Below are 25,377 nucleotides of genomic sequence, written 5' to 3' on the forward strand. Positions count from 1 at the left end.
AGCGTGGGTAAGTGCCCGCGCTGGTGAGAGGAGAACACCATGGCTCAAATGAAATTTATGTGTGACGCCGAGCGCTGCATCGAGTGCAACGGCTGTGTCACCGCCTGTAAAAATGCCAATGATGTGGAGTGGGGTATTCAGCGTCGCCGGGTGGTCACACTTAACGACGGCGAAGCGGATGAGATGTCGATTTCAGTGGCTTGTATGCACTGTGACGATGCGCCATGCATGGCGGTATGTCCGACTGACTGCTTCTATAAAACTGATGATGGCATCGTGCTGCACGATAAAGACCTGTGCATTGGTTGTGGCTACTGCCTGTATGCGTGCCCCTTTGGCGCACCGCAGTTTCCACAACAAAATGCATTTGGCGAGCGCGGAAAAATGGACAAGTGTACATTCTGTGCAGGCGGCCCCGCCGAGAGCAAAGAGGAGGAGTACGAGAAGTACGGCTCCAATCGCATCGCGGAAGGCAAGCTGCCGCTATGTGCGGAAATGTGCTCTACCAAAGCCCTTTTAGCGGGTGATGCGCAAGATGTTGCCGATATTTTCCGCCAGCGTGTCGTCCATCGTGGCCATAAAGATGGTGCTTGGTCGAATAACCCCCAGGCCAGTACTGACAACCTTGCCTACGATGCTGCCCGTAAAGGGTAAGGAGGCGTGTCATGACAACGATGACCACGACCACAATGACACCAGAGGCGCCCGCGCTAGCACTCTGGGTAAGGGCGTTTTTCCAGCGCTGTTGGCGTATCGGCATCCTGTTTCTGCTGCTGGCTGCCAGCCTTGGCATGTCCCAACTAGCGGTTGCCCAGGCTGACACAGACCGCGAGATGGTGACCGCTGCTCCAGGTATCAGTGCAGATCAGTGGCGTCAGGTGCGCAGTGGTGAAACAGGGCCTAACTACCGCGACTCGCGCTTTGACAGTAACTACAGTCTGATCAATTCGAGTGGCGAAACCTGGCGCGAGATCCGTAACCGTTGGGTGTCACCGTTTGGTTTGATTGCGATTGGCGGGATGATCGTGGTGATTGCGCTGTTCTACTTTATGGTTGGGCGCAAACATCTCGATGAGCCGCGCACAGGGCGTAAGCTTTTGCGCTGGTCGTTGCTAATGCGTTCGCTGCACTGGACTGTTGCCACCCTGTTTATCACCTTGGCATTAACAGGGTTGAACCTGCTGTTTGGTAAGTTTGTGTTCCGCACGCTGTTTGGCGACGCCGTCTGGGCATGGATGATTTCAGCTTCCAAAGTGCTGCATAACTATCTTGGCCCGATATTCGGTGTGCTACTCGTTGTACTGTTAATCAGCTTGCTGAAAGACAATATTCCTAAGAAGCATGACTGGGTATGGTTTAAAAAGGCAGGTGGGTTAACAGGCAAGCACCACCCTGACGCGGGTTTTGCCAACGGTGGCGAAAAAGCGTGGTACTGGCTATTAGCCACTGCTGGCTTGATGGTGATCGCGAGTGGTTTTGTGCTCGACTTCCCCAACTATGGCCAAGGCCGCGATACCATGCAGTGGGCCAACATTATCCATGCGGTGGGTGCGCTTGGGTTGACGGCTGTCGCGCTAGGCCATATCTATATTGGTACTGTCGGTACGGAAGGCTCACTGGAAGGTATGACCACTGGCTATGTCGATGAAACCTGGGCCAAAGAGCACCACAATTTGTGGTACGAGGAGGTCAAAGATACAGCCATGAGCGAAGAGGAAATCGCGGCACAAAAAACGAGCAGCAGTAGTGGCGATGTTTCCGCTACCAAACCTAGCTAGCCGGTTCGCTTAATTGCCACTCGACACCGCCTTCGGGCGGTGTCTTTTGTTATGCTGCTCTAAAGTTACTTGATAAGAGGATCGCCAATGTCAGCGTTTAATGAATTTGACCAAACGACGCGTACAGAGCTAGAAGCCGCCGCGTTTCGGCGTTTGTTGCAACATTTAGACGACAATAAAGATGTGCAGAACATCGATCTGATGATTCTGGCGGATTTTTGCCGCAACTGTTTATCGAAATGGTTGGTGTCTGCCGCTGAATCGCGCAATGAAACTCTCAGCTACGAAGAAGCCCGAGAGTATGTATATGGCATGCCCTATAGTGAATGGAAGGAGCTCTATCAGCCGCCTGCGACTGCCGAGCAGAAAGCTGCCTGGGAAGCGCACCATGCTAAAAAGAAAGCAGCCAAACAGGGATGACGTTGATGAGTGAGCCAATGGTACCTCTTAAAGTCGCCGTGCTGACGGTCTCTGATACACGCACGGATGAGACTGACCGCTCCGGCCAGGCGCTGGTGCAGCGTTTAACCGAAGCTGGGCACACCCTGGCAGAGAAACGCATCGTGCCGGATGACGTCTACCAAATTCGTGCGGTAGTCGCCCAGTGGATTGCCGACACAAATGTACAGGTGGTGATTACCACGGGCGGTACAGGTTTTACCGGGCGAGACTCGACACCTGAAGCTATTTCGGTGCTGCTGGATAAGCGCATCGAAGGCTTTGGCGAGCGCTTTCGCCAACTAAGCGGCGATGAGATTGGTAGCTCGACCATTCAGAGCCGTTGCCTCGGCGGCTTAGCCAACGCTACGGTTGTCTTCTGCCTGCCGGGTTCAACCGGCGCCTGCCGTACTGGCTGGGACGGCATTTTGGCCGAGCAGTTGGATAGCCGTCATAAGCCTTGTAATTTCGCCAACCTAGTTATCCCAGGCCGGGGGCAGCATGGCTGAGCTACAGCCGATAAGTGCCGCGCTTGAAGCGCTGTTGGCAGATGTCACGCCGCTCGGTGCAGAGTGTATACCGCTTGAGGCCGCTGCTGGGCGCGTGCTGGCCGAAGCCATTACCGCGCAGTTGGACGTGCCGCCGTTTGATAATAGCGCAATGGATGGCTATGCCCTGCGTGCCAGTGATGCGGGCAAGTGGCTGCCTATCAGCCAGCGTATTGCGGCAGGCAGCCCGGCAGTGCCGCTGGCGGAAGGCAGTTGCGCACGGATTTTTACCGGCGGTGAAATCCCCCCAGGGGCCGACTGTGTGGTGATGCAGGAGCGAGTGACTCAGGAGGGTGACCAGGCACTGATGCCGGATGCGCTGCCGGTAGGTGATAACGTGCGCCGCCAGGGTCGTGATGTGCGCCGCGGTGAGTTACTGCTGCCCGCTGGTGAATGCTTGGAAGCTGCCGCGCTAGGGCATTTGGCCGGTCAAGGGGTTACCCACGTTAGCGTGCGCTGCCGCCCTCGGATAGCGCTACTGTCGACTGGCGATGAGATCATTGATCCAGGCACGCCGTTAAAACCAGGTCAGCTGTATAACTCCAATCGGCCGATGCTGAAGAGACTGTTAGAGACGTTTGGCGCGGAGGTGGTCCAGCTAGTGAGTGTGCCGGACGATTTCGACCAGACCGTTGCGCTGCTCACAAACGCAGCGGCGGACGCCGATGTGGTGGTAAGTACGGGTGGTGTCAGCGTAGGTGAGGAAGACCATGTCAAAGCCGCGCTGGAATCGCTAGGTCATTTGGATATGTGGAAGCTGGCGATTCGCCCAGGAAAGCCGCTGGCGCTGGGCCGTTTGCCACGCCAAGACGGCAGTGAGGCGCGCTTTGTAGGACTGCCAGGTAACCCTGTTTCTGGGTTTGTGGGCGCGTGGTTATTTTTACGACCGTTGATGGGCGCGTTATTGGGGTGTTCGGCGTTGAATGCCTTACCTACGCTGACGGCCTCCGCTAACTTCACTACTCAGACCGGCCCGCGCCAGCACTATATGCGTGTTGCGCTACGTTTTAGCGAAGCGGGCATCATTGCCGATGCGTTTGAAGACCAAAACTCTGGCGTGCTGTCATCCTGTATTAGTGTAGATGCGTTAGCGGTGATTGATCCGCACCAGCAGGTAGAAAAAGGTACATTGGTTCGCTGTTTATGGTTGCAGCGTTAGCGCTGCGCCATCAAATAACAAACGTACCGTTTGGTTGGCCATCGTTAAGCCTCGTAGGGCGGGGCTAACGTGGCGTGCGGCAATTAAAGAAGGTAATGGAAACAGCTCCGTTATCGGTGTGTGCGCTAAGGCGACGTCGCCAGTCACGCCTAACTGCCAAGCGCCGTTGGTATCCTCAAGGGTCAGCCAGTGGGTGGGGGCTACGCTCATCAATGGCGCGTTAAGCAACAGGCACTCGGCATTCGCGCAACGCGGTAGGTGGGCCGATTTCGCTAACCCCGCGACGTGGCGTGCTTCGATGGCGGCGAGCGTATGGCCAGCACTAAATAATACTAAAGCAACGTGGGACGCTGCGTCTAAGGAGTGATTCGGCGCGCCAATGGCCATGGGCTTACCCTAGGCCTTGTTGATAGGCGTTGAATAAAGCATCTGGATCCAGCAGGGCAATGGCCGCACTGCCTTCGACAGAATCGCCGTTAGTCTCTTTTTCGCCGCCCTCTGCTGGCGTTACATCAGGTTGCCAGAGGGCGCTCACATAAGGCATCAACTGACCGGAGAGGGTGTCTGGTGCCGGTTTCAGTGCGCTGATCGGGATGTCGCAAACATCCTCTAAATAATCGATACGAACGGCGCTGCGAATGCCCGCGGCGGTCACGACTAACAGCATGCCCGTTTGTTCTGTCGGGGGGAGACCGAGAAGTGCCTGTAGGGTCACCACCGATTCAATGTTGCCGCGCAAGTGAATCACACCTTCCGTAGAAGCAGGCAAGCCAGGCACGAAATAAACCGGTTGATCACCATTCAAAATTTCATTGACCGCACTGCCGGGCAAAGCGAACCGTTGCTCCGCTAGGCGAAATAACACCAACTGCTGGCAAGGTTCGTCCACGTCAATAATCGTGTCATCGTTACTCTGACGTGCTAGTGCCTCTTCGAGCGAAAGAGACTGGTTGTCATGCTGTTGATGGGTGTTGGTCATTGTTTTTTCACACCGGGTTGCTTCGGTTGCGCTTTTCCTTTTGCGTCGTTCTCGTTATTAATGACTACTTGATTACGCCCCTGCCGTTTCGCTAGGTAAAGTGCTTGGTCCGCGCTTAGGCGTAACGCTTCAGTGGAAGGCTGGTTGGGGAAACTGCTAATGCCTGCACTGAAGGTACAGCGAAAGCGCTCTCCGCCAGCATGAAAATCTACCTGTTCGAAATCGTGGCGCAGTTCGTCAATAAGTTCGGCTGCGCGCTTTGCGGTGACCCCTTTTAGCAATACGACAAACTCTTCACCGCCATAGCGCCCGATGATATCGGATATGCGCAAGCGGGTTTTTAGCAGCCGCGCCAGCGTGATGATGACCTGGTCACCCGCTAGGTGGCCGTAGGTATCATTGACCGTTTTAAAATGGTCAATGTCGAGCATGGCCATCGCATGTTGGCTACCTTCACGATATGCCTGAGCAAGTGTTTTACCGATAAGATCCGTCGTGGTGCTGTGGTTATAAAGCCCTGTCATGCTGTCCTGGGTCATCAGCGAGCGCAGTAGATGCAGGCGTTCGGCACGAAGCCGTACCGCAGACACGAGCTCGTCAGGGGTAACCGGCTTGGTAATAAAGGCTTCTACGCCTGCCGTCATGGCCAATAGCTGCTTTTGGCTGTCTGTTTCACTAGATAGGTAAATAATGGGCAGGCCAATATGCGCGGATTGCTGGCGGATAATCGTCGCTAGCTCTTCACCAGAACATACCGGCATATACATATCAATTAACAGTAAGTCAGGGCTAAAGCGGTCTAAAGCGCTTAGCGCGTCAGCAGGGTGATGCACCTGCTGAACAATCATGCCGGCTTCTTCAAGCATCAATGAGTGGTAGCTGGCAGCGTCGGGTTCATCATCGACGACCAACACGCGCAACGGTTCTTCATCCAAGGGGCTAGTGAGCTCGTCGATAGCTAACATTAAATCCAGTGGCTTAATGGGCTTGGTAAAGTACCCATTGCAGCCAGCTCGAACAGCACTCAGTCGTGAATAAAAGTCACCATAGGACGACAGTACAATGGAGGGCAGCCGCTCCCCGATTAATTTATTCAGGCTGGTCAGCGTTTCAGTACCCGCGGTGTTACCTTGCGGAAACTGTACATCCATAATGACTGCGTCGGGGCGGCGGGTAATGACCGCATTAAAAAATGACTCTGTGTCTTCAAAATGGACCACTTCATGCCCAAAACAGCGAAGATGATGTAGCAACTGGTCGACTTGGTCGGGCTCATCGTCACATAGATAAATAAGCCGCTGACGTTTGCTGCGTGTCTGTGGCGCTACTGATGAGAATTCGACGCTGTTGAGTGATGCCAGTACGCTTTGCTGGCCATGCAGTGACTGTAAGTACTCAATTTCTTCACTGAGCTGCTGGAAAAGCTCTGAAATCAGGCTGTTTATGTCATTAATAGCCTGGTCATCAAAAGCATGGCTGGCAGAAGCCGGCGTCGCCTTGAGTAGTTCTTCACCTTGATCTGCCAGCATGGCAATTCGTTCAAAGCCCAATGAGCGGCCGGTACCTTTTAAGCTATGGAAAAAGCGGTGAAGCTCCGGGGCTAGGCGTGACTCTGCCTCCGTTGAAAGTCGGCTTTGTTGCCACTTTGTTACGGTTTTCTGTAAACGTGCTGGTAGCTGTTCAATAAAGCGTTGGCGCAGCTGGTTCAGCTTTTGTTGCAATGTCGGAGCAGATGGTGACATCAGACTACCTGTTCATGTGGGCGAACGGTGCGCTGTAATGCAAATGGCAAACGTTCAACCGTTGAGCGCTTGAGTCACGGCATTGCCTAACGTGGATTCTAGCTCCGCATCTTTTTGCAGGCAGGCGTTTAAACCAGGCGTCTGCATAAGGGTTGAACTAGGTGAGTCGCCTGTGAGCAAAATAAAAGGCAAGGTAACGTCTTGTTCACGCAGCATTTCCAAGAACTCTATCCCATTGATGAGCGGCATATGCATGTCGCTAACAATAAGCGCGATACTGTCCAAGCTATCTAACAGCTGTGTGGCCTCCATGGCATCATTGGCCATGACCGTTGTATAGCCCTGGAACTCTAGCAGCGTTGCTGTCATTTCACAGGCCAACGGGTCGTCATCTACGATCAATATTTGCATGATTAACCTCCGTCATGGCGTGTGCTTAGCCGAGTAGCGCTTTTAGCGTATCCACCAAATTGTTCTGATCAAAGCTGCCTTTGACAATATACGCGTCGGCGCCTACTTCAATGCCGCGCCGACGGTCTGCTTCTTTTTCTCGTGATGTGATAATGATAATCGGCTTATAACGATAAATCTCATTTTCTCGCAGACTCGCAGTGAGCGCAAAGCCATCCATGACAGGCATTTCAACGTCGGTGAGCACTGCATCAAACGAGTCAGCCAGGGCCTTGTTCAGACCATCACGGCCATTTTCTGCCAGGGTGACCTGATATCCCCAAGCTTCTAAGACATCTTTTTCAATTTCTCGGGTGTTCAGAGAGTCATCGACGACGAGTATACGATGTGTCTGGGGCGGTTGATCCGTTTTAGCTAGCGCTTTCGGGGCATAGCGGCGCGAGTGTTCCAGCAGCGTCGGCACGTGTAATAGGCTAACCAACGTATTGCGCCCTAGCGTGACCATGCCAGAAACCAGTGGTAAATGGCGCAAATGCGTGGGCAACGGCTTAATTACCATATCGCGTTCATCCACCAAGGCATCAATGATTAGCGCCAGTTTTTGATGACGTTGATGTACGACAAGTAACAGTAAGTTGTCAGCATCAGTGGGCGTATAGGGTAGGTCTAATAATTCCGCAAGTGAAACGACCGGCACGAACTCGTTGCGCAGGATCAGTGTTTTTTGCCCGGCAGCATCAATAAAGTCCGTTGATGCATGCTCTACAAGCTCTGATACATAAGGTGCTGTTACACCTAGCGTGACAGCGCCCACGTTGATCAGGAGAACGCGCATCATGGCTAGCGATAAAGGCAGGCGCAGGGTAAAACAGGTGCCTTTGCCTGGATGGCTGGTTAGACGTAAATCTCCGTTGAGCTCGTCAATGACCGTTCGCTTGACGACATCCATCCCCACGCCACGACCTGAAAAGTCGGTAATCAGGGGTTTGGTTGAGAAGCCGGGTAAGAAAATAAGCTCTAAGGTTTCCTGCTCGGTTAGGGTAAGCAGCAGCTCTTCACTGAGTAGTTGCTTGGAGAGTGCCTTTTGCCGTACCGCATCTAGGGAAATACCCGCGCCGTCATCACGCATTTCAATCACTACCCAGCTGCCGTCTTGCCAGGCCTCTAGCGATAACTGCCCCCGTGTAGGCTTGCCTGTTGCCTGTCGCTCGCCGGGTGTTTCCAGACCATGGTCTAACGCATTCCGCAGTAGATGAATTAGCGGGTCCGAGAGGCGATCTATCATCTGTCGGTCCAGCTCAATTTCACTGCCGTGAACACGGCAATTGACTTGTTTGCCTAGCGAATGGGCAAGGTCTCTGGCCATTTGCGATAAGGGGTCAAACACCACGCTCAGCGGTAGCATGCGCATTTGCAGAGCTCGGTCATGGAGATCGCTCATTAGACCGTCGTGGGAAAGCACGCTGTCCTTCAGCTCGCGGCTAAAAGCGTTAAAGGGGGCCTGCTGATCTTTGGGTAACGAGGCGCCAAGGCTGCGTGCCTGCTCTACAAGTGAGTGTAGATGGTGGTGCCCTGATAACACTTCCCCCATCAGGCGAATAACGTCATCTAGGCGGTCAAGACGCACGCGTACCGTGTCTGTTAAACGTAGCTCTTGAGCCGGAAGAGCAGGGCTTTTCATTGCCGATGGTGCAGTGTTGAGGGCTGCGTTCTCGGCTTTATCGTCCTCGGATACGCTTGTTTTAGGGGAGGGAGCAGGGGACGACTTCCCCGCCGCGGCGTTTTCCAGGGCTTGGCAAAGCTGATTGTCGGCTTCCGCTAGCTCTGCTGGAGAAACACCTTGGGCAAGTTGGCTAACTAGATCAGACAGCGCGTCCGTGGCTTGATTAAGCAGGCACGTGACATCAGGTGAAGCGGTTTGTGTCCCATCGCGTAGTGCGCTTAGCAGCTCCTCTGTACTGTGAGCGATCGCCGTAATGGGCGTCAGCTTCAGCATACGCGAAGAGCCTTTCAGCGTATGGGCCGCACGAAACAGCTCATTGATACGCTCTTGATGGGTATCGCCTTGTTCTAGCGCTTCAATACCCTCCCTTAAACGAGGCAAGTGGTCTGACGCTTCTTCAATAAAGCGCTGAATAAAGCGTTTAATATCCAGTGCCATTAACCCACTCCCTGTGTCGTTGCTTGTGCATCAAGGTAGCGAGTTGCCAAAAAGTAGGCATCCCCCGGAGGAATAGGCGGCGCAATGACGCTCAATCCACCATCCGCCTGTTTTGACGCATCCAGTAGGCGAATAACCGCTGCATAGCCACGCTTTCGTTGTCCGGGAGCATCACTAAGCTCGCCTAGCCGGAAAAGCTCAGCTTGAAAAAAGTGAGCTGGCCAGCACTCAGGAGCAACGTAAATGGCTCGCTTAAAGTAGTCGTAAGCGTCAGCAAAGTTCTGCTGCCAGCGAGCCACTAAACCTGCCAGCAGTAACGCATCGACACTCCAAGGCTGTTGCACGAGAAGGTCAGAAAGTAGCGCGGCTGCTTCTGAAAATGCGTTCTGGTTGAGTAAATGATGAGCTTGCTGCAAAGCCGCGTTAAACGATGCCATCGGCTGCTTGTGCTCAGGTTCTTTCTCGGGTTCTTTCTCAGGTTCTTTCTTAGGTGGTTGAGGAGGCGTCTCTGACAACACCGGTGGGGCTGGCAGCAGATCGTCGCGATAGGGTGGCTCATCATTGGCAGGTAAGGCGTGGGGCAGGGTGCTCTCTTGGAAAAAGAACACTCCTTGAGCCTGATGCAGTTCCAAAATGCCCAGGTCGTTGCCTAAGGTTTCCGTGACACCACACATCAAAACGCCATGAGGTTCCAGTAGCTGCTTCAGGTGGCGCTGTATATCGCGCCGGGTCGATTCATCAAAATAGATCGATACGTTGCGAAATAAAATGACGTCGAAGGGGCCAAGCTTGTCAGCGTTTGGCTGCAAGACATTAAATGAACAAAAGGTGACCCAGTGGCGAAGCGCATCATCTATTTTGAAGCGTCGGCCCGCTGGGTGAAAATAGCGATGTTTTAGCGCAGGGTTCAGTGCCCGAAACGACATGCCGCTGTAAATGCCTTTTTGGGCTTTACTAAGAACCTGCTGATCAACGTCTCCCCCTGTAATATGGAAGAGTTGCTTGGCGCGCTCTCCGTAGCGCTCAAATAGCGCAATAGCAACACTGTAAGGCTCTTCACCTGAAGAACATCCGGCGCTGAAAATAGCCAATGGCTTACCTTTTTCAGCCAGCCGCCGCGGGAGGTAGGTGTCGGCTAACCAGTGCAGCGCTTCAGGCTCCCGGTAGAAGTAGGTTTCGTTCACCGTTAATTGACTAACGAAGCGATCAAACATCGCTTCGTTTTGCTCTAGTTGCACAATGAGCATCGAGGTGTCGTTAATGTCGGTGTCTGTTTGAAGTGCCTCCACTGCTTTAACGAGACGAGCTTCAGCGAGGCCCTCTAAGTGCAAACCGCAGCGACGATGCACCAGATCCTTGAATGGCGTCAGCGAACTCATAGCGATTTCGTCCAGGTAGACAACCGTTGCCCACTGGTCTCGCGAATGAGCCTGGCAGGGAGCTCATCAAGGGAAACAACATGCTGGATAACACCGGCACTAACCGCTTCTTGGTTCATGCCATAAATAACCGAGCTGGCTTCGTTTTGGGCAAAGGTACAGCCTCCCGATAAATGAATAGCGCGCATGCCGCTAACGCCATCACGCCCCATGCCCGTTAAAATCACTCCAATAGCCTCTGGGCCATAAACATTAGCGACGCTCGTTAACAGTGCATCGCAACTGGGGTGATAAAGCGAATTATCTGGGCTCTGCTGTAGTTGAAGGCGGTGGGATGGCGTGACACGCAAGTTGCGTTCCGATGGCGATAGATAAATAACGCCTGGCTTTAGCGATTCACCATGCTGAGCAACGCAAACCGGCATTGAACAGAGCGATGTCAGCCAGTGCGCCATGCCTTCAATAAAGCCATGGCTGATATGCTGGGCAATCACCACCGGTGCAGGAAAGTTGGTCGGCAGCTTGCTAAGTAAATGGGCGAGTGCCTGCGGCCCTCCGGTTGAGCAAGCAATGGCGATAATACGCTGGAATGCTTTCGGCCTATTAGGCCGATCAACAGGCGGCGTGTTTACCGGTGCAACGGGCATGGCAGAGGTTGATCGGCGCCGTAGGCGAGTAATAACGGCCACTCCCGAAAGAAGCCGGACACGCGCGAGTAGTCGTTGTGCGTCTTCATCATCAAGAGTCGGCTTCTGCATCACTTCTAGCGCGCCAACATCGAGCGCTCGGTAGGCCGTTTCGGCATCAGAGCGGTCGCTTACCACCAGGATAGGAACCCCTTTGGTATGCATAATTTCTTCAATGGCGCTGAGACCGTCCATGACCGGCATATTCAGATCCATTGTGATCAACTGCGGCGATAAACGGTGGGCAAGTTCCACTGCTTCACGCCCGTTGCTGGCTTCACCAACCACCTCAATGTCGCCATCGCGGGTGAGGATGTCGCGCAGCACGTCACGTGCCAGTTGGCTATCGTCCGCCATCACTACCCGAATTGCACTCATCGCAGCGTCCTCACGAAGGGCGTTGGTGGTTTGCATCCTGTTGAGCCAAGGTAAATTCCTGCACCAGCGCATTTAACTCTGCCGACATGTTGATCATATCTTGGCTGATCTCGGTAATGCTGCGTACTGACTGTGCATTACGTGAGCTGGCTGTATCAATATCGCGCAAAGCAATAACCACCTGATTGCTAGCAGTTTTCTGCTGTTGGGTTGACAGGGATATTTGCTGCGCTGCGCTACTGGTTTGGCTCGCCGCTTTGAGTAGTGCATCCAGGTCTTGAGCGGTATTAATACTGACCTCAACGCCTTTCTCTATTGAAGACGCTCCCTTTTCAGAGGCGACAACTAAACGATTTATGGCATTTTGAATTTCTTCGGTGTGGCCTTCTATCTCTTGGGTTGAGTCAGTAACACTATCTGCCAAGCGACGTATTTCGTTTGCAACAACGGAGAAACGGCGACCTGACTCGCCCGCACTTGATGCCTCTAGGGCGGCATTAAAGGCAATCAGTTTAGTTTGCGCAGCAAGGGTGTTGATCAGCTCCATGACCTTGCTGATTTGTTTAGACTTAGCGCCCAGTGCCATGATTTCTGTCAAGCTCTGTTCGCTGTCGCTGCGAATATCCTGCATTTTTGACTGCAGCAGTTGCATCGCTGTGCTGCCCTTACGGCTGCGTTCAAGCGTTTGATTGGCTACTTCTACCACAGATTGCGAATGATCAGCGATTTGTGTAGATGAGGTTGAAAGCTCCTCCATGGTCGAGGTTATCTCAGCCACTGACGAGGCCATTTCTTCTACAGCGGCGGCCATCGTCTGGTTCGCTTCATGACTAATGTCCCCGCCTTGAATACCCGATAGTCCCGCCGTTTGCGCTAAGCGATCGGCCACTTGAGTGAGTGCCAGTGCGTTGTTGGAAACCGCCATAATGGTTCGAGATAAGCGTGCTAGCAGCTCGTTAGTCTGATTCGCTAAATCGCCAATTTCAGCCTGATCATCGGTGTCTACGCGGCGGGATAAATCGAGACTGTTGGTAATCTCTTTAAGCTGGCGTTGCAGGCGAGTTAAGGGGCGGATCAAGCTGCCGGTAAGTGGGTATAAAATAATCAACCCACCTAAGAGGATCACAAGCCCGAAGCCCGTCGATGCAAAAAAACGTTCTCTGATGGAGCTTAAATACTCCTCTTTAGAAACTTCAACCATCAAGTAGCGCTGCAGCTCGGGTAACCAGCGGGTGGAGACTAAAAAGGTGTGGTTATCACGTTGGATTTCGTGCACACGAAGTTCTTTTTCATCTTGCAGTAAGCTGGCTGATTCCTGGCTTTGAAGCGCTGCCAGTGACGTCTCGTCACTGCGAATAAGTAACTCACCTTCCGCATTGAGTAACGCGGCGCGGCCGGTTTCGCCAAGTCGAAAGTCTTCAATTAGCTGCGCCAATCGAGAAAGATCCAGCCCCGCACCAGCAACAATAAGAGGGCGGCCATTGAGTGCCTGTTCACGACTACGGAAATTTAAAAAGACAAACGCTTCTTCTGGTGAAAAAGTATCACTGTCTAGGTTTAGATTATAAGCAGTATCGCTATCGGTAAACTGATAGTACCAGTCATCATCGCCGCCGGGCGCTTGTAGCGTCCGCTCTAGAAACTCTCCATCGCGGTACTGGAAGTAGTAGCCGCGCCCTTGATATTGAGCCGCGATAAACAACAATTCGGTGTCGAGCTGTTCCATCAAACGTGACAAATAGCGCATGACGTCCGGCTGGTCGGTGTCTGGCATTCCGTTGCGCACCCACTGCTCAATGAAATAGCTGTCGGCTAGGCTTTCTGACAACGCTAGCGCTGGACTCAACCTAAGCGTTAGCCGGGTGGCAAGGCCCTCTACCTGACTAGGCAGCTCTTCGTTTAGCAAGTTTTCCAAGCGCGCCTGGCTATGTGAACGGGCCTGCAGGTAGAGCGCTAGCAGCATAGCCAGTGCCAATACCGTTCCAAATGAGATAAACAGTCGTAACCGTAATGGCAAGGATTTCCAACGCGCTGTCATTATCGCTTCTGCTCCGAGTTAACTGGTGACGCTAGTAAGTAGGAAGTGCTAACACTGATTGCTTAGCGTTAAATAACGTTACAAGAAGCCTATCATATGACGATTTCAGCGGCTTTTATGAAGGCTGTCCAGTTTTCTCATTAACGCTACGTCACTCGACAGGTAAATGCTGTGACAAAGGTGATGCACTTTGCGATGAAATCAAGCGTGATGAGTGGTCGCTAAAGTAACATCATTGTGACATGGACTGTGCGGCTTCCGTGTGACTTAGCGCTTGTGACCTAGCACTTGTGACCTAGCGCTTGTGACTTGGCTCGTGTGGCTTAGATCTTGTGATTTAGCCTCTCTTTCCGTCGTGACCAACCACCGTAGCAACTTGTAAAAAACACTTAGGTAGTAAAAAACCGTCTTATTTTCTTTTTATTGCTACTAAAGAATAATAGTTGAATCGTTTCATCTCCTTAGAATGCCCGTGAATATTGGTAATTTTACCTACATTCACTGCGTCGCCTGCCGATAAGCGACTACTCCCAAGGACTTTCCCATGCATGCCCTAACGCTGGCATCGTTTCTCTTTTTTACCGGCCTGGTGGCCTTTGTTACGTGGCGCATTACGCGTAGAGATGATCACCGAAGTACGAGTGGCTATTTCTTAGCCGGAAGGACACTAACCTTTCCACTAATAGCCGCCTCACTGCTGATGACCAATCTCTCAACTGAGCAGATGGTTGGGCTAAACGGTTCCGCGTTTACCGATGGTCTGAGTGTTATGGCCTGGGAAGTGATTGCGGTGATCGCTTTGGTAGCACTGGCGCTGTTTTTCCTACCGCGCTTTCTTAAAAGTGGAATTGCAACGCTTCCACAGCTGTTAGCAATACGTTTTGATAACGGTACTCAACTGATTGCCAATGTGATTTTCTTGATTGCTTACGCCGTTGTGCTGTTGCCTATCATTCTCTATTCAGGGGCTATTGGTTTACAGGGCATGCTTGATCTTCAAGGGCTTACCGGCATTCAGTCGAGTACGGCGCTGCTGTGGGCCACTGTCTGGACGGTTGGCATCATCGGCGCGGTCTATGCGCTGTTTGGTGGCCTGCGTACGGTAGCGGTCTCAGATACCTTGAATGGCGTCGGTCTATTGATCGGTGGCTTTGTCATCGTTTATTTCGGCCTTCAGGCAGTGAGCAATGGCAGTGGCATCATGGAAGGCTGGAGCATTCTGAAAGAGAGCGATCCGAGTAAATTTAACTCGGTAGGTGGCCCTGACCAGCAGGTGCCGTTCTCGACTATTTTTACCGGCGTCCTGTTGCTACACCTGTTTTACTGGACGACGAACCAGCAAATTATTCAGCGCACCTTTGCGGCTAAAAACCTCGCAGAAGGCCAAAAAGGCGTGTTGCTGACCGGCTTCTTTAAACTGTTAGGCCCGCTCTATCTGGTGCTGCCGGGGATCATTGCTTACCACCTTTACGCCGACCAAGGCGTTCGCGCGGACGAAGCGTATGGCCACTTGGTGTTTAACGTGTTGCCGCCGTACCTAACAGGTTTCTTTGCTGCGGTGATGGTTGGAGCGATTCTCTCCTCGTTTAACTCGGCGCTAAACAGCACCACCACGATTTTCAGCCTGGGTATCTATAAAGGTGTGCTGAAAAAAGATGCCACTGAAGAAGAGGTCGTGAAATCAGGCAAGGTATTTGGCTGGATTATGGCCGTAACGACCATGATTATTGCGCCGCTGTTGGCAGGCCAGGATAGTCTATTTGGCTACCTGCAGAAGATGAACGCGATTTACTTTATCCCGATTTTAGCGGTTGTTCTGGTGGGGCTTCTGACCAAACGCGTGCCTCCCATGGCGGCTAAAGTAGCGTTGGTAGGGGGCTGTTTGCTGATCGCAGCAGGCTACTTTGTTCCGCCGTTTAACAAGCTGCCGATGGTGATGCATGAGTTCCACTTTGTCGCCGCTGTGTTCGTGCTGTTGGTTGCCGTGATGCTGATCATTGGTAAGCTGCGTCCCCGCGCTACCGCCTGGGTGCAAGAAGATTCGGGCGATGTCGATCTCACTCCCTGGAAGGGCGCTGTGCCAACCGGCATTGTGCTTGTGGTTTTAGTGGTGATTATGTACGCCTCGTTTGCCGGCTGACCACCTGACCACCGCTAACACAACGTAGAGATTGTCACTGACGCCCCGCCTATGCGGGGCGTCAGTGTTTGTAAGGCGGTTATAGAGCTAAGTCGCTCGGTAGGTATCTCCAAAGCGCTTCCGCAGCTCGTTTTTTTGCACCTTCCCCATCGTATTGCGCGGCAGTTCATCGACAAAGAAGACCCGCTTGGGCTGCTTATACTTAGCGAGCCGTCCATCTAAATGGGAGATTACTTGCTCCTCTTCAAGCTGGTTTTCTCCAAGATCGGCACCTTGCTGGCGAACGACCACTGCGGTAACGCCTTCGCCAAAGTCAGGATGCGGTAGACCGATGACTGCGGATTCTGCGACTTGCTCAAGCTCATCGATCACCTGCTCCACCTCTTTGGGGTAGACGTTGTAGCCGCCGGAAATCACCAGATCCTTGTCACGGCCAACAATATGCACATAGCCCTGCTCGTCGACCATGGCGAGATCGCCGGTAATGAAAAAGCCATCGTCTAATAGCTCTTCACGGGTTTTTTCGGGCATTCGCCAGTAGCCGATAAACACATTCGGGCCGCGAATCTGCAGCATGCCAATCTCGCCCAAAGGCACCTCATCGCCGGTTTCGCGATTGGTAATACGCATCTCCACACCGGGTAGCGGCATGCCCACGGTGCCTGCTCGGCGGGCGCCTTCATAGGGGTTGGAGAGATTCATATTGGTTTCGGTCATGCCGTAGCGTTCAAGAATCGCATGGCCTGTTTTGGCTTCAAATGCCTCGTGGGTCTCGGCGGTGAGTGGCGCAGAGCCGGAAACGAACAGCCGCATATGGGCAGTCGCTTCTGGGGTTAGTCGTTCGTCCTGAACTAGCCGGGTATAGAAGGTGGGAACGCCCATCATCACACTGCCATGGGGCAGCTCATCAAAAATCACATCCGCATCGAACTTGGGCAGGAATAGCATGCTGGCGCCCGCTATCAAGGTGACGTTGCAAGCGACGAATAAGCCGTGGGTGTGGAAGATTGGCAGCGCATGGATCAGCCGATCATCAGCGCTGAAGTGCCATGCTTTGGCCAGGGTCTCGGCGTTAGAGGCGAGGTTTGTGTGCGTTAGCATGGCGCCTTTTGAGCGCCCGGTGGTGCCCGATGTATAGAGAATAGCAGCCAAGTCACGCTGACCAATCGTCACTATGTCTTGCCTTGGCGTTGCCGCTTGGGCGGCTTCCATCAGGCTGCCATCGGCAGCGCTGCCTAGGGTTGCCACCGCAGGGCAGCCGGTTTCAGCAGCAAGCAACCGCGCTTGCTCTTCTAGTGTCGGTCGACAAACAAATAGCGCTGGCTCGGCGTCATTTAAAAAGTAGCGAATTTCATCGCCGGTATAGCCCGTATTGAGGGGTAAATAGACGCCGCCGATGCGCAGGCAGGCCAAGTAAAGCAGTATCGCCTCAGGACTTTTATCCACCTGTACCGCGACGCGGTCACCTTGCTTAACGCCTAGCTCGGTGAGTGCACCCGCAAGCTGCGCACTGATGGTTAGCGCATCGGCGTAGCGATAGCGGCGGCCGTCGCGGGTGGTGATAAAATCGGCCTCTGCGCGCTCGCGCATTTTGGCAGCAAAGGTTTCAAATAGATTGTGGCTCATTTGGTGGTCTCTCCCTTGGCCAGCTTGCGGGCGCGTTTGGCGAGATCACGCACCTCATTTGAGCAAGCAACGGTCGCCTTGGCGGTATAGTTTTCGTGATTGCGCTCGATATCGTTCAGCACATACAGATAGTTAACCATCAGTCCTGCGGCTTGTTTAAAGCCCTTCTCGGAGGTATCGCCCAGCCAGTTAATGCGGTGCAGTTCGGCGCCATTGCCGAGGTGAAAGCGGGCCACCGGATTGAGTGGCAAGCCGTGGCGGTTTTTCTCTTCGGCCAGATAACGGGCGGCCAGTGGGCGAATCGCGGCTTTCAGCTGCTCTTCAAGGGCTTGGTCCTGATGCCATCCTGGGGTTTCAAGCCCTTTGAGTGATTGACGCAGCGACGAGGGAAGTTGCTCATCGTCCCGCTGCTCCTGAAGCCACTGAGCGAAGCCAGGCACCGGCGAGAGGGTGACGAAGTATTTAAGCTGCGGCAGCTCCTGGGAGAGCTCTTGCACCACCTGTTTGATCAAAAAGTTACCGAAGGAGATCCCGCGCAGCCCGTTCTGACAGTTGCTAATGCCAAAGAACGCCGCCGTGTCAGCATCCTCGGGGTCATCGATACCTTTTTTGCTATAGCTGCTTTCGCCAGAGAGAATGGGCTGAATACGGCTTGGCAGGCCCTTGTGGAGGGCCACTTCTACAAAGATTAGCGGCTCATCGCCAATCGCCGGGTGGAAAAAGGCGAAACAGCGACGGTCACGGGCATCCAGCCGACGGCGCAGGTCGTCCCAATCCTGAATCTCGTGTACCGCTTCGTAGCGGATGATCTTCTCTAGAATTGAGGCGGGGGTGTTCCAGTCAATGCGCTTGAGCATCAAAAAGCCACGGTTAAACCAGGAGCCGAACAGGTGTGCGAAATCGTTGTCGATAGCCGCTAATTCCGGCTGTTCGCGTAGCAACCCCAGCAGGTCTTCACGCATTTTAACCAGCTCATAGGTGCCGTCGCTGGCGAGATTTAGGCGCCGGAAAAGCTCTTGGCGACGGGGCTCGCAGGCTTCGAACAAACGCTGTAGCGATTGGTTGTCGCGAGCGTCTTGATACGCTATATAGGCCGCGTCAATGGGGCCGGGCTCGGCCGCAAAGTCAGTCGTTAGGCAAGCAAAGAAGCTGCTTTTTTCAGCTGCCGAAAGGCGCTGATAAATCGCCAAGGCGCGGCTTGCCAGCGCGATGCTGGAAGCTTCGCCATCGCTTTCCAACAATTTCTGACAGGCATGAACCAACTGCCCATGGTCGGGCGTTAAGGTCTCGGGATGGCGGCGCCGCAACAGCGCATCACGCTGGGTGATGTTGTTGAACAGCTCCTGTAAAAACAGCATGTTCATGGTCGAACTCCTTAACCCATGATCAAGTTAGGTAGCCAAAGCGCGATGCCTGGGAAGAGACACAGCAGCAAGATACCCAGCACCATACATAGCGCGTAGGGCAAGCTTCCCATCAGAATGTCGCGTAGCGAAATATCCGGCGCGATACCTTTAATAATGAACAGGTTGAGACCCACTGGCGGTGTGATCAGGCCGATCTCCAGGTTGATGGTCAAAATCACCGCAAACCAGTAGGGGTCGAAATTAGCCGCCAGGATGATGGGTAACAGAATCGGCGCGGTCATGACGATCACGGCCACAGGCGGCAGGAAGAAACCGGCCACTAGCAGGAAGAGGTTAATCACCCCCATCAGCGCCCAGCGGTTGATCTCCAGATCAGCAATCGCAGCGGCGACGGTTTGGGTGATAAACATGGAGGAGAGCGCGTAGGCGAACACTTCGGCGGTGGCGATCACCAGCATGATCATCACGCTTTCGCGCAGTGAGTCGCGCATAATCAGCTTGATTGGGCCCAGCTGCCACATGCGGTAGATCAGAATAGCCAGCGCCAAACACAGAAATGCACCCACGCCCGCCGCCTCTGAAGGTGTTGCCACACCGCCATACAAGGCAAATAGGATACCCGCGACCACGCCCAGGAAAGGCAGAACACGCACGAGCGCTTTCAGGTTGGTATCAACATTCTGCTTAACGTTCTGCTTTAGCCGTTCGACGGACTCCGCCATGGGATTGTTCATGGAATTGTTATAGCCACCGGCCAGCTTGCAGGCGATCATCGTCCAGATCATAAACAGGCCCGCGAGCATAAAGCCTGGCACCACCCCGGCAATAAATAGTCGACCAATCGAAGTTTCGGTGGAGATACCGTAGATAATCATGGTGACCGACGGCGGAATCAGAATGCCCAGGGTGCCGCCTGCGGCAATACAGCCCGCCGCGACGCCATCCGGGTAGCCACGCATGCGCATTTCGGGAATACCCATTTTACCAATCGCCGCACAGGTGGCCGGTGATGATCCCGAGAGCGCAGCAAAGATTGAGCAGGCGCCGATATTGGAAACCGCCAAGCCGCCGGGCAGCTTGCCCATCCATAGATCCAGCGAGCGATACAGATCGCGTCCGGTGGGGGAGGAGGCTACCGCGGCGCCCATCAGAATAAACATCGGAATGGCGACAAAACCAAATTCGGCGATTCGGTCAAAAAAGGTTTCACCGAAGTAGGTGAGCTCGGCAAGGCCGCGGTCGTAGATCAGCGCTAGCAGCGATACACCGCCGAGGGCGAAAGCGATAGGGGTGCCAATGGCCATTAGCCCAATCAGTGCGATGGCGACAATAATGCCTAAGGTAATGGGATCCATGCTTAACTCTCCCCACGCAGAATTTCAGCCACATACTGCAACGACAGCAGGGTGGCGCCGATGGCCATGGGCAACAGGGCGGGCCACAGCGGTGGATTCCAGACGGAGCCCGTCGTCCACCCGCCGTGGAGTGCCTCAAAAACATACACCCAGCTGGCATACGCCAGGGCGGCACAGAAACCTAATCCAAACAGGGAAGCGATCAAACGCATGATGGTGCGGGTAATACCGCCCAGCGCATCGGGCACAATCGTGATCGCGACGTGGCCGCCGGTCATCAGTACATAAGGGCTGCCCATCAGCATCGCCGCGGTTACTGAGAAAATGGTGAATTCGGTCTGCCAACTGGTGCTCATTCCGAGTAAGTAGCGAATAAACACCATCTGGCAAATCACTAATACGCCAGCGATAAACATGGCGCAGGCTAAATAGGCGGAAAGCCGCGAGAGCTTATCCATGACGCGAATGTAGCCGCCAATGATGCCCCCGCGAGCAAGGGCATTGTGAGTCGTTGCAGGTGCCATATTTCCCTCGTCAAGCTGGTTATTTCGCCAAGCTAAGCAAGCATCCGTTGAAAACGGCCACCCCGAAGGGCAGCCGAGCCATTAGGCGTTCGTGGGTTGCTTATTCGACGGCCAGCGCTGCATCGATAATGGCTTGGCCATTGGGCACATTGTCGGCAAAGTTTTTGTAGGAAGTTTCCTTGGCGATATCGAGCCAGGCGTTGTAGTCCTCTTCGCTCATACTGACCACCTCGACGCCATTCTCCTCGTAAAGGTCGACCATCTCCTGATCAATGGCGGCGGCCTCTTCAGCGAAGAAGGCCTCTGCGGCTTCTCCGGCTTCCATCAGCGCCGCCTGCTGCTCTTCATTAAGCCCTTGCCATACCTGCTCGGAAATAAGAATCGGTTCGTACATGTACCAGAGCGCGAAGTCACCCGGTTCGGTCAAGCATTCAACCTGTTCATAAAGCCGGAAAGAGATAAACGACATCGACGAGGTGTTGGCGGCATCCAACACGCCGGTTTGCATGGCGGTATACACCTCAGAAGAGGGCATGGAGGCAATAGAGGCGCCAGCGGCCTCAAGCATTTGTTCAAACGCAGGTCCGGCAGCGCGGAAATTTTGGCCCTCGACGGTATCCGGGGAGGTAACGCACTGTTCGCTAGAGGCAAAACCGCCCGATAGCCACGCATCCGAGAGTACTCGAGCACCGCCATCTAGAATCACCGCTTTGATCATCTCCATATATTCGGAGTCATTCAAACGCTGAGCGTGTGCTTGGTTGCGCACTAAGCCAGGCATCAGCGTGGCAGAGAACTCCGGATGCCGTCCGCTGGCATAATCCAGCGGCAGCGAGGTGATATCGAGGCGACCACGAGCGATAGCGCCCCACTGTTCACGCGCTTTAAACAGCGATTGACCCGGGTAGACCTCTATCGTCAGGCCAACATCTGCCTCGGCGACATGGCGGGCCATCATTTGCACCATTTCGTCTCGGACATCCCCTTGCCCTCCAGGGAATTGGTGCGACGCGCGTAGCACGGTATCGGCAGAGGCATGGGAAGAAGCCGCAATGGCGAGACCAAGGGCGGCAGCAGTTGAGATCAAATAGCGTTGCATGTGGCGTCTCCAACAGTTGTTGTTGTGTGTTTGGATTGGCTATATATATCTATCAGTTGACCTGATATATATATCAATAGGCGCTACGTATGCTAATGTCAACTATATGACAGCATTAAAATGGCTAACATGAGTCGTGATCCAAGGAGGTGAAACATGACGGGCACTAAGCTTTCTAACGCTCAGCGATTAAGAGATTCTCTTGAAGATGACATCATCAATGGCCGTCGTTTACCGGGAGAGCGCCTGGATCCAGAAGCCTTAGGGCGAGAGTTTCAGGTCTCGCGTACCCCGGTGCGCGAAGCCTTTCAGCAGCTGGTCGCCAGCGGCTTGGTAACCGTTTCGCCGAAGAAGGGCACCTTCGTTGCGAAAGTGGGAATTGATCAACTGATCGAGATGTTCGAGGTGATGGCGGAGTTAGAGGGTATGTGCGGCCGCTTGGCGGCACGGCGGATTACCGAAGCCGAACTGGCCGCGTTACGCGAAGCGCATCAGCGCTGCGAAGCAGCAGCGCTGGCTGGTGACAGCGACGAGTATTACTACGAAAACGAAGGGTTTCATGACTGTATCTACACCGCTAGCCACAACGCCTTTTTGGCCAGCGAAGCGCGTCAATTGAAGCAGCGCTTAAAGCCTTACCGGCGGCTACAGCTGCAGGTGCGTCAACGGGTAAATAGCTCTCTCAGCGAGCATCAAGCCATCGTCGAGGCTATTGAGCGGGGCGACTCAGTGGCTGCTCAGCAAGCACTGAGCGACCATGTATTGATTCAGGGCGAGCGCTTTAGCGATTTCGTTTCCAGCGTACGCAGGATGGAGTCTCCATTAGAGATAGAGAGAACGGGCTGAGCCTAATATATCGTTTTTGATAAAGATGTCCGAATCGGTGGGGTAATGGTCCTTGCCGACATCGGGCGTAGCGCTGACACTCTCTCATGCTTCTATATCCCGTTAGCGGAGAGAGACTGTGACTCGCCATGTTGTCCTATTTGCTTACCCTGACTGCCAACTGCTGGATGTCAGTGGCCCTTGGCAGGTGTTTGCCAGCGCCAATGCGTTAAGCCCTCAACCGCTCTATCAGTTGACGCTGGTCTCCGATGCCGTTGGCCCAGTAGCCACCAACAGCGGCTTAGCCGTGCATGCGGCGCACAGCTACCACCAGCTTAAGCATTTACTGCCCCTGGATACGCTGTTGGTGGCGGGCGGCAGTGGCGTGATGCAGCAGCGTGACATAGCCGCTGTGAGACAGGTGCTTTGTGAGGTCGCCCCTGAGGTGAGACGGTTTGGATCTATCTGCTCTGGGGCATTTTTACTAGCCGCTGCAGGGCTGCTGGATGGTTGCCGCGTCACCACCCACTGGCGCCATGCAGTTCAATTGGCCGAAGAGTATCCCGCGCTAAGCGTTGAGCCTGATGCACTGTATATCGAAAGCAACGGCCGCTACACCAGCGCCGGTGTAACGGCAGGAATTGATTTGGCGCTGTCGCTGGTAGAGGCGGACCACGGTGCTGACCTAGCCGGACGAGTGGCGCGCGAGTTAGTGGTGTTTTTGCAGCGCCCAGGCGGGCAGTCACAGTTCAGCGAGATACTGCGCCACCAGCAAGAGGCGGGGCCGCTGCGCCGCCTGCTGGATCAACTCCACGCCGACCCCAGCGTAGATCACGGGCTTGAGAGTATGGCCGACCTAATGGCGGTCTCCCCGCGTCATTTAACCCGGCTGTTCAGGCGTTATCTGAATACTACGCCGGGTACTTACCTGACCCAACTACGCCTTGAACAAGCGCGCCTGGCGCTGCTCAATGAGCGCGAGCAGCTCTCCCTTGAGCGCCTAGCGCAACGCTGGCGGCTGGGCGGCGCAGAGCAGTTGCGCCGCCAGTTTCAGCGCTACTACGGCGTATCGCCCTCGGTCTATCGTCAACGCTTTGCCTCTTCCCATGCTGGCGCCACACAGGAGAACCTCTCATGCCTTTAACCGTCACTCTATTATCGCTCTGCCAGGCGCTGCTGGTCACTGGCAATGTTTTGTTGATCGCCGTATCACCGCTGATAGGGGCGTCCTTGGCCCCTAGCGCGTCATGGTCGACAGCGCCTGTTGCTACCCAGTGGCTGGGGCTGATGTGCGCGACTATTCCGGCCTCACTAATCATGGCCAGGCTGGGGCGAAAGCGTGGCTTTATGCTGGGCAATATAGTGGGATTCGTAGGCGCACTGGTTGCCGTACAGGCGCTGATGGGTGAGCACTTTGGACTGTTCTTACTGGCCACCTGGCTGATTGGTATCGGCATTGGCTTTGGTCAACTGTATCGCTTTGCCGCAGTAGAGGCCGCTCCGGCATTGATGCGTGACCGGGCGATTGGTCTGGTGATGGGCGGTGGTGTGCTGGCGGCGTTTGCAGGACCGTGGTTGGCCAGAGTGAGCCGTGAGCTGGGCGAGGTGCCGTTTCTGGGCAGTTTCGTGGGTTTAGCTGTGCTCTATGCGCTGGCATTAGCGGTATTGATGCTGACACGGTTACCGCCCGCTTCTCGCACCCACTGCGAAGGCAGCGCACTGCCGCTAGGGAAGATACTTCGCCAGCCCGGATTTATTGTCGCGGTGAGCGCGGCGATGGTCGGCTACGGTGTGATGAATCTGGCGATGACCGCCACACCGCTCGCCATGGAGGGGGCCGGCCACCACTTTAACCACGTTTCAATGACCATTCAGTGGCACGTGGTAGCGATGTTCTTGCCTTCCTTCTTTACTGGCCATTTGGCCACCCGCTTCGGCGCCAAACAAGTCATTGTGGCAGGTTGCCTGCTGCTGGTAGCCAGTGCTTTGGTTGCTCAGTGGGGAATCGGTTTAGTCGGTTTCAACGTAGCGCTGATTTTGTTGGGCTTGGGCTGGAACTTTACCTTCCTACCCGCCACCGGACTGCTCACTGAGAGCTACCGCCCGGTGGATAAAGCGCGCACCCAGGCCGCCAACGAGTTTCTAGTGTTTGGCACCGCGGCGGTGACCGCCTTGTTCGCTGGGCCTTTGGTTAGCGGCTTGGGCTGGGCGATGCTTAACCTACTATTAATCCCCGTCGCGCTGGTGCCCTTGGTGGTGCTGGTGTGGCAGCACCGAATCCGGCTGGCAAGCGCTTAAAAATCTCCCGGTGCGCACTGCAGGCAAGTAAGTCCGAGTGCGCGCCATTGGGCGACGACCGCGTCACGGTCATCCAGCACCAGCCAAGGCGCAAAGCCGTCGCTACGCATTTGATTGAGTAGCGCGGCTTTCACCTCTTCATCATCTACATGGTCATCGCCTTGCGGGCGCAGGTACATCGCATCAAAGGGAATGGTGTGGCGCTCTAACCAGCGCTGGGTATGCTCACGGTGGCTATCCGGACGGCCGCTGCAAATCACGATCTGCTGGCCTTGGGCCTTCAGGATCTTAACCAGTTTGGCCACCGCGTCGATCACCGGCGCTTCAGCCATATGGGCAAAAAAAGGATCCCACTGCTTGGCGGGGCCAAGAACCCACTCGTGTACGTCGGTGGGGTGGAATTCGGCAAGCGTGCCGTCAACATCAACAATCACTGCGGACATTAT

23 protein-coding genes are annotated in these 25,377 nt (G+C 54.3%); 9 read left to right on the forward strand and 14 right to left on the reverse strand.

The genetic code is table 11. The annotated features are described in order from the left end of the window. Positions 1-39: 39 nt before the first annotated feature. The 5 genes from fdh3B to CEK60_RS20995 all read left to right on the forward strand — a co-directional run bounded on the left by fdh3B (position 40) and on the right by CEK60_RS20995 (position 3,923). Positions 40-654 (forward strand): formate dehydrogenase FDH3 subunit beta, encoded by a 615-nt coding sequence (gene fdh3B / locus CEK60_RS20975; RefSeq protein ID WP_009722867.1) that lies wholly within the window; start codon positions 40-42, stop codon positions 652-654. 11 nt (positions 655-665) lie between these two features. Then, the gene (locus CEK60_RS20980) at positions 666-1,778 is read left to right on the forward strand and encodes a formate dehydrogenase subunit gamma (protein ID WP_089040660.1); all 1,113 of its coding nucleotides are present in this window, start codon (positions 666-668) and stop codon (positions 1,776-1,778) included. An 87-nt stretch (positions 1,779-1,865) separates the two neighbouring features. Then, complete coding sequence (locus tag CEK60_RS20985) at positions 1,866-2,198, forward strand: DUF1244 domain-containing protein (RefSeq protein ID WP_089040661.1); 333 nt, start codon at positions 1,866-1,868, stop codon at positions 2,196-2,198. 5 nt (positions 2,199-2,203) lie between these two features. After that, positions 2,204-2,725, forward strand: a complete 522-nt coding sequence (gene moaB, locus CEK60_RS20990; RefSeq protein ID WP_089040662.1) for a molybdenum cofactor biosynthesis protein B — start codon at positions 2,204-2,206, stop codon at positions 2,723-2,725. Further along, positions 2,718-3,923 (forward strand): molybdopterin molybdotransferase MoeA, encoded by a 1,206-nt coding sequence (locus tag CEK60_RS20995; protein ID WP_089040663.1) that lies wholly within the window; start codon positions 2,718-2,720, stop codon positions 3,921-3,923. Before moaB ends, CEK60_RS20995 begins: the two co-directional genes overlap by 8 nt. Here CEK60_RS20995 and CEK60_RS21000 read toward each other — a convergent pair. The 8 genes from CEK60_RS21000 to CEK60_RS21035 are packed head-to-tail and all read right to left on the reverse strand — an operon-like array spanning position 3,906 to position 13,697. Beyond that, positions 3,906-4,310, reverse strand: a complete 405-nt coding sequence (locus CEK60_RS21000; RefSeq protein ID WP_089040664.1) for a hypothetical protein — start codon at positions 4,308-4,310, stop codon at positions 3,906-3,908. The two genes, CEK60_RS20995 and CEK60_RS21000, sit on opposite strands and share 18 nt — an antisense overlap. A 4-nt stretch (positions 4,311-4,314) precedes the next feature. Then, entirely contained in the window at positions 4,315-4,902 is a 588-nt protein-coding gene (locus CEK60_RS21005; protein ID WP_089040665.1) for a chemotaxis protein CheW, read from the reverse strand. After that, entirely contained in the window at positions 4,899-6,644 is a 1,746-nt protein-coding gene (locus CEK60_RS21010) for a diguanylate cyclase (protein WP_089040666.1), read from the reverse strand. The genes CEK60_RS21005 and CEK60_RS21010 overlap by 4 nt, the downstream gene beginning before the upstream one ends. 54 nt (positions 6,645-6,698) lie before the next feature. Next, positions 6,699-7,055 (reverse strand): response regulator, encoded by a 357-nt coding sequence (locus CEK60_RS21015; protein WP_089040667.1) that lies wholly within the window; start codon positions 7,053-7,055, stop codon positions 6,699-6,701. A 25-nt stretch (positions 7,056-7,080) separates the two neighbouring features. After that, on the reverse strand, positions 7,081-9,216 hold the full coding sequence (locus CEK60_RS21020; protein WP_089040668.1) for a hybrid sensor histidine kinase/response regulator: 2,136 nt from the start codon (positions 9,214-9,216) through the stop codon (positions 7,081-7,083). Further along, complete coding sequence (locus CEK60_RS21025) at positions 9,216-10,595, reverse strand: CheR family methyltransferase (protein WP_089040669.1); 1,380 nt, start codon at positions 10,593-10,595, stop codon at positions 9,216-9,218. The genes CEK60_RS21020 and CEK60_RS21025 overlap by 1 nt, the downstream gene beginning before the upstream one ends. Continuing rightward, complete coding sequence (cheB, locus tag CEK60_RS21030; RefSeq protein WP_089041010.1) at positions 10,592-11,659, reverse strand: chemotaxis-specific protein-glutamate methyltransferase CheB; 1,068 nt, start codon at positions 11,657-11,659, stop codon at positions 10,592-10,594. Before cheB ends, CEK60_RS21025 begins: the two co-directional genes overlap by 4 nt. A 10-nt stretch (positions 11,660-11,669) precedes the next feature. Next, positions 11,670-13,697, reverse strand: coding sequence for a methyl-accepting chemotaxis protein (locus CEK60_RS21035; protein WP_089040670.1), 2,028 nt, complete (start codon positions 13,695-13,697; stop codon positions 11,670-11,672). Between the two features lie 544 nt (positions 13,698-14,241). Between CEK60_RS21035 and CEK60_RS21040 the strand changes: the two genes are divergently transcribed. Then, positions 14,242-15,837 (forward strand): solute:sodium symporter family transporter, encoded by a 1,596-nt coding sequence (locus tag CEK60_RS21040; protein WP_089040671.1) that lies wholly within the window; start codon positions 14,242-14,244, stop codon positions 15,835-15,837. 87 nt (positions 15,838-15,924) lie between these two features. On the opposite strand, the gene CEK60_RS21045 is transcribed toward CEK60_RS21040, so the two are convergent. The 5 genes from CEK60_RS21045 to dctP all read right to left on the reverse strand — a co-directional run bounded on the left by CEK60_RS21045 (position 15,925) and on the right by dctP (position 21,808). Continuing rightward, positions 15,925-17,463 carry a malonate--CoA ligase gene (locus CEK60_RS21045; RefSeq protein ID WP_089040672.1) on the reverse strand — a complete coding sequence of 513 codons (1,539 nt, stop codon included), beginning with the start codon at positions 17,461-17,463 and terminating at the stop codon, positions 15,925-15,927. Beyond that, entirely contained in the window at positions 17,460-18,827 is a 1,368-nt protein-coding gene (locus CEK60_RS21050) for a malonyl-CoA decarboxylase (RefSeq protein ID WP_089040673.1), read from the reverse strand. Before CEK60_RS21050 ends, CEK60_RS21045 begins: the two co-directional genes overlap by 4 nt. A gap of 11 nt (positions 18,828-18,838) precedes the next feature. Then, a complete protein-coding gene (locus tag CEK60_RS21055; RefSeq protein ID WP_089040674.1) occupies positions 18,839-20,185 on the reverse strand; it encodes a TRAP transporter large permease in 1,347 nt (448 codons plus the stop codon). Between the two features lie 2 nt (positions 20,186-20,187). Further along, a complete protein-coding gene (locus tag CEK60_RS21060; RefSeq protein WP_089040675.1) occupies positions 20,188-20,709 on the reverse strand; it encodes a TRAP transporter small permease subunit in 522 nt (173 codons plus the stop codon). Positions 20,710-20,809: 100 nt separating this feature from the next. Further along, positions 20,810-21,808 (reverse strand): TRAP transporter substrate-binding protein DctP, encoded by a 999-nt coding sequence (gene dctP, locus CEK60_RS21065; RefSeq protein WP_089040676.1) that lies wholly within the window; start codon positions 21,806-21,808, stop codon positions 20,810-20,812. 156 nt (positions 21,809-21,964) lie between these two features. On the opposite strand from dctP, the gene CEK60_RS21070 reads away from it, so the two are divergent. From CEK60_RS21070 to CEK60_RS21080, 3 genes are all read left to right on the forward strand, one after another. Continuing rightward, positions 21,965-22,654, forward strand: coding sequence for a GntR family transcriptional regulator (locus CEK60_RS21070; protein ID WP_089040677.1), 690 nt, complete (start codon positions 21,965-21,967; stop codon positions 22,652-22,654). Between the two features lie 118 nt (positions 22,655-22,772). Then, complete coding sequence (locus CEK60_RS21075; RefSeq protein ID WP_089040678.1) at positions 22,773-23,777, forward strand: GlxA family transcriptional regulator; 1,005 nt, start codon at positions 22,773-22,775, stop codon at positions 23,775-23,777. Continuing rightward, complete coding sequence (locus CEK60_RS21080) at positions 23,768-24,931, forward strand: MFS transporter (RefSeq protein ID WP_089040679.1); 1,164 nt, start codon at positions 23,768-23,770, stop codon at positions 24,929-24,931. The genes CEK60_RS21075 and CEK60_RS21080 overlap by 10 nt, the downstream gene beginning before the upstream one ends. On the opposite strand, the gene CEK60_RS21085 is transcribed toward CEK60_RS21080, so the two are convergent. Next, positions 24,928-25,374: a phosphatase domain-containing protein gene (locus tag CEK60_RS21085; protein ID WP_089040680.1), complete on the reverse strand. Its 447-nt coding sequence runs from the start codon at positions 25,372-25,374 to the stop codon at positions 24,928-24,930. The two genes, CEK60_RS21080 and CEK60_RS21085, sit on opposite strands and share 4 nt — an antisense overlap. Positions 25,375-25,377: the final 3 nt, after the last annotated feature.

This window comes from Halomonas sp. N3-2A (genome assembly GCF_002216165.1).
Classification (GTDB): domain Bacteria; phylum Pseudomonadota; class Gammaproteobacteria; order Pseudomonadales; family Halomonadaceae; genus Vreelandella.